The organism is Aeromicrobium jepli (assembly GCF_047246605.1).
Taxonomy (GTDB): Bacteria; Actinomycetota; Actinomycetes; order Propionibacteriales; family Nocardioidaceae; genus Aeromicrobium.
The window spans coordinates 1-1,074 of sequence record NZ_JBFOKO010000021.1 but is presented as its reverse complement, the minus strand read 5'-3'; the positions used below and the strand labels follow the sequence as shown (position 1 = coordinate 1,074).

Below are 1,074 nucleotides of genomic sequence, written 5' to 3'. Positions count from 1 at the left end.
TGTACTCGGCAGACACGTTGGTGACACGGGGCTTGTGAAAGAGGAGGACCTCCCGGCTTAGTGGAGATGTCTAAGTCACCGCTCGCCCAGGAGGTCCTCGTGTCCCACGTTAATGCTCGTCTGACTGTTCATGGTCGTCGTCTGCTCGTCTCGCGGGTGATCGATGATGGCCGTCCGGTCGCTCACGTGGCCAAGGAGCTCGGCGTCTCGCGCCAGTGCGCGCATCGTTGGGTCAACCGGTTCCGGGTCGAAGGCGCGGCTGGTTTGGCGGACCGGTCATCTCGGCCGCGTCGCCAGCCCCGACGGACCCCGGCAGAAGTGGAAGAGGCGGTGGTGAGCTTGCGGCGGCGGGAGCGTCGTGGCCAGGACTGGATCGGCCCCGAGCTCGGAGTCCCGCCCCGCACGGTCAGTTCGATCCTGCGTCGCCACCGAGTCCCGTATCTGCGTCATTGCGATCCGTTGACCGGCGAGCTGATCCGCGCCTCGAAGACCACCGCCATCCGCTATGAACGCGACAGCCCGGGCGATCTGGTCCACGTCGACGTCAAGAAGATCGGCAAGATCCCCGACGGAGGCGGATGGAAAGCCCACGGACGTGGTGAACGCCCGCGAGCCCGACGTGGGCTGGGCTATGACTACGTGCACGCCGCAGTCGACGACTACAGCCGGCTCGCCTACGCCGAGATCCTGCCGAACGAGCAAGGCCCGACCTGCGCGGGCTTCCTGCTGCGCGCCGCCGAGTACTTCGCTGACCGGGGAGTCACGATCCGCCAAGTCATGAGCGACAACGCCCTGAACTACACCCGCTCAACGGACTTCGCTGCCGCGATCAGCCAGCTGCGCGCCGAACACCTCACGATCCGCCCTCACTGCCCATGGCAGAACGGCAAAGTCGAACGGTTCAACCGCACCCTCGCAACCGAATGGGCCTACCGCCAAGTCTTCACCAGCAACGACTCGCGAACCAACGCCCTGGCGCCATGGCTCGACTTCTACAACACTGGACGACGCCACACAGCCCTCGAAGGACTACCCCCGATCAGCCGACTGTCATGAACGTCTCAGCCGAGTACA

At 65.3% G+C, this 1,074-nt stretch carries 1 protein-coding gene; it reads left to right on the top strand.

Annotated elements, in window-relative coordinates; genetic code table 11:
• Positions 1-99: 99 nt before the first annotated feature.
• On the top strand, positions 100-1,056 hold the full coding sequence (locus AB3M81_RS18525) for an IS481 family transposase (protein WP_412905418.1): 957 nt from the start codon (positions 100-102) through the stop codon (positions 1,054-1,056).
• Positions 1,057-1,074 lie beyond the last annotated feature (18 nt).